The sequence below is a fragment of the Nitrospira sp. BLG_2 genome (assembly GCF_049222245.1).
In genome coordinates, this window is the sequence record NZ_JBLYIG010000354.1 from 1 (window position 1) to 3635 (window position 3635).

Genomic DNA, 3635 nt, shown 5'->3' on the forward strand with positions numbered 1-3635 from the left:
TGCGTCGCGCGAGCTTTTCCGAGATGATGTTTCGAGCGGATGCTCCGTCCAACTCGTGAATTGAAGTCCTTTCCGCCGTCCCCATTGCTTGAGCCGTTTACTGAGTCGAATTTCGTCCAATGCGTAGAGGTCCTGGTCGAACCCGCCGACTTCCCGAAATGCATCCCGACGGCACACAATCAGCGCCCCGGCGGCCCAGCGGAACAGAACCGAGGCACCGGTCCAGAGCTGCAGCGTCACGTTGGCCCACCAGGGCAGCCCGTCCATCCGCAAGGTGCTGCCGCACCCCACATACTTCTGCGACTCGATCACTCGAATAATATCCGCCAGCAGCAGGGGGGTCAGCACACTATCCGCATCCAGGAACAATAACCAATCGCCGGTGGCATGAGCGGCGCCGGCGTTGCGCGCTCGGCCGATTTGATTGACCGGCTCAAAGACGACTGTTGCGCCGGTTTGTCTAGCCAGCTCCGCCGTGTTATCGGTGGAGTTATTATCGACCACGATAACCTCGGATGTAAGCCCGGATGTCCGGTTGGCAGCGATCGACACGGCGACGGATTGCAGAGATCGTTCGATGAGGCGGGCTTCGTTGAACGCCGGGATGACGATGGAGAGACGCATACGATGATTATGATGCCATAGGTGCTCTGTGTTGGGAAATGGCAAACTGCCTGTATGGAAAGCCGGAGCGGGCAGTCTACTGAGCGAGTGGAAGACGAGGGATCAGAGCGAAAAGACGGCTCGCGCTATGCTCATGGTGAACCGGCAGCAACCAGGGATTCGCCTCTCGAAATTCGCATACGATGCGGAAGTCGCTTTCATAGGGATAGCGTTCCGCCATTTCAAATCCGATACGATTCCTCTCCGGTTGGCAGTCCTCATACGTCGTCAACGTGTTCAACACTGTCACACGATCAATGCCTGTAGGGGGCGCAAGCAAGACGATTAAGAGAAGCCACATAGCAAAACCTTGCATGAACCGATTGAAACTTCGTTCATGACTAACTTACCACGCCGCTCCTGCGACTCCATCAGTAAAATCCCTTGCACGAACAGACCTTGGACTAACTTGTCGACATAGGTATTGGATTCGAGCAGGCTTGAACGCGGCTATCATGCATGGATCGTTCGCGCATGGTAAGATGCCGCCGATGCCGCTCACTCGGTTTCATCCGACTGTCTCCGAATGGTTTTCCTCACGTGTCGGTCAGCCGACCGATGTTCAAATCCAAGCATGGCCGGCGATCCAGTCCGGAGCGGATGCGTTGATCGCGGCGCCGACCGGATCGGGCAAGACTCTCGCGGCCTTTCTCTCCTGCATCGATCGGCTCTTTAAGCAGGCGCTCAATCGCGAACTCGACGACCATACGCGGGTTCTCTATGTCTCGCCGCTCAAGGCACTGAGCAATGACATCCAGAAAAATCTCCAGAAACCGCTCGCGGAGATCGGACAAATGGCGTTGCAGGACGGCCTGTTGATGCCGGAGTTGCGGGTCCTGGTCCGGACGGGCGATACACCGATGGCGGATCGGCAGCAGATGCTCAAGCGTCCGCCACATATCCTCGTCACCACACCGGAGTCGCTCTTCATCCTGCTCACGGCGGATAAAAGCCGGCGCTTGTTGCAGACCGTGCGTACCGTGATCGTCGATGAAATTCATGCATTGGCGCCGAATAAGCGTGGAGCCCATGTGGCGTTATCCTTGGAACGGCTGGAGGCGCTGACATCGGCGAAGCCGCAACGGATCGGCCTTTCCGCCACTCAGCGGCCGATAGAAACGGTCGCGCGGTTCCTGGTCGGTGACCGCCCGACACCGACGATCATCGATGTCGGGCACAGGCGACAGATGGACCTCGCGGTTGAAGTGCCGAAGGATGAGCTGAGCGCCGTCGCGACCAATGCCATCTGGGCCGACATCTACGACCGTGTGGCCGAGCTCGTACGGCAACATCGCACGACGTTGGTCTTCGTCAATACACGCCGTTTGGCCGAGCGGGTCTCTCATTATTTGGAAGAACGGCTTTCGGATCTCGGACCTGACGCAGTGGCGGCCCACCATGGCAGCCTGTCACGGCAGATTCGGTTGTCGGCGGAGGAACGGCTGAAGTCCGGCAGGACCCGCGTGGTCGTGGCGACAGCGTCGCTTGAACTCGGAATCGATGTCGGCACGGTCGATCTGGTCTGTCAGATCGGCTCGCCACGGGCGATTGCGACCTGTTTGCAGCGGATCGGGAGGGCCGGCCACTGGATCAAGGCCGTACCGAAAGGCCGGTTGTTTGCCACGACCAGGGATGAACTGCTCGAGTGTGCCGCGCTGATCCGCGCGATCAAGCAAGGAACGTTGGACCGCATCGAAGTCCCCACGGCGCCGCTCGACATTCTGGCCCAACAAATCGTCGCCGCGGCGGCGACGCAAGCCTGGACGGAGGAGGAGCTGTTTGCATTGGCCCGCCGCGCCGGTCCCTATCGCACGCTGGATCGTATCACGTTCGATCGTATCGTCCGGATGTTGGCGGATGGCATTGCGACGCAGCGAGGGCGAGGGCTTGCCTATCTTTACCACGACCGGATCAATCGCCGCATCAAGGGCCGCCGCGGAGCGCGGCTGGCGGCGATCACTTCAGGCGGCGCCATTCCCGATACCGCCAACTATGCCGTGGTGGCGGAACCGGACGGCACGGTGGTGGGATCGGTGGATGAAGACTTTGCCGTCGAGAGTCTGAAGGGCGATATCATGTTGCTCGGCAACACGTCCTGGCGGATCAAGGGTGTCGAGATGGGAAAGGTGCGGGTGGAAGATGCCCATGGCGCGCCGCCCAACATTCCGTTCTGGCGAGGCGAGGCCCCTTCGCGCACGGCGGAACTTTCCGCGGAAGTCGCCAACCTTCGAGAGGCCATCGCTGAGCAAATCGCTGCCTCGGAACCTCACAGCTCAGCGCTCAGCACCCAGCACTCGGCACTGACTCTTCTCACGCAGGACTGCCGCCTGGATCAACGGGGAGCCCAACAGGCCGTCGAATACGTCTTGAGTGGGAAAGCTGTATTGGGAGCCGTGCCGACTCAGGACATCCTCGTCGCCGAACGGTTTTTCGATGAAAGCGGGGGGATGCAGTTGGTGATTCATGCGCCGTTCGGAGGGCGAATCAATAAGGCCTGGGGACTCGCCTTGCGGAAACGCTTCTGTGTGACATTCGACTTCGAGCTGCAGGCGGCGGCCACGGATAACGGCCTGGTGATTTCGCTGGGAGAGAAACACAGTTTTCCGCTGGAGTCCGTGTTCGGCTATCTCCATTCCAACACGGTGCGGGAAGTTTTGATCCAGGCGGTGTTGCTCGCGCCGATGTTTGCCACGCGCTGGCGCTGGAACGCGTCGCGGTCGTTGGCCTTGCTGCGGTTTGCCAAGGGCAAGAAAGTCCCGCCGCAGATTCAGCGGATGAAAGCGGAAGACCTGCTGGCAGCGGTATTTCCGGATGCCATCGCTTGTCAGGAAAACCTGACCGGCGAGCGGGCCTTGCGGCAGATTCCGGACCATCCGCTCGTGCAGGAAACGCTGCGCGACTGCCTGAGTGAAGCGATGGACCTTGAGGGCCTCACGAATGTCCTTCGACGGATCGAAGCCGGCACCATCCGC

Annotated in this window: 3 protein-coding genes; 1 reads left to right on the forward strand and 2 read right to left on the reverse strand. The window is 60.0% G+C overall.

Annotated elements, in window-relative coordinates; translation table 11 throughout:
* Positions 1 to 624: glycosyltransferase (locus tag ACOSYY_RS09765; protein WP_421662090.1), on the reverse strand; the 624-nt coding region annotated here is incomplete at its 3' end.
* Positions 625 to 700: 76 nt separating this feature from the next.
* Complete coding sequence (locus tag ACOSYY_RS09770) at positions 701 to 964, reverse strand: hypothetical protein (RefSeq protein WP_421662091.1); 264 nt, start codon at positions 962 to 964, stop codon at positions 701 to 703.
* A gap of 190 nt (positions 965 to 1154) precedes the next feature.
* Between ACOSYY_RS09770 and ACOSYY_RS09775 the strand changes: the two genes are divergently transcribed.
* The coding region (locus tag ACOSYY_RS09775; protein ID WP_526023310.1) for a DEAD/DEAH box helicase at positions 1155 to 3635 on the forward strand (2481 nt) is incomplete at its 3' end.

Excerpts from the sequence above, each read along its gene's own strand:
- ACOSYY_RS09770 (WP_421662091.1), bottom strand. The coding sequence starts at position 964 with ATGTGGCTTCTCTTAATCGTCTTGCTTGCGCCCCCTACAGGCATTGAT.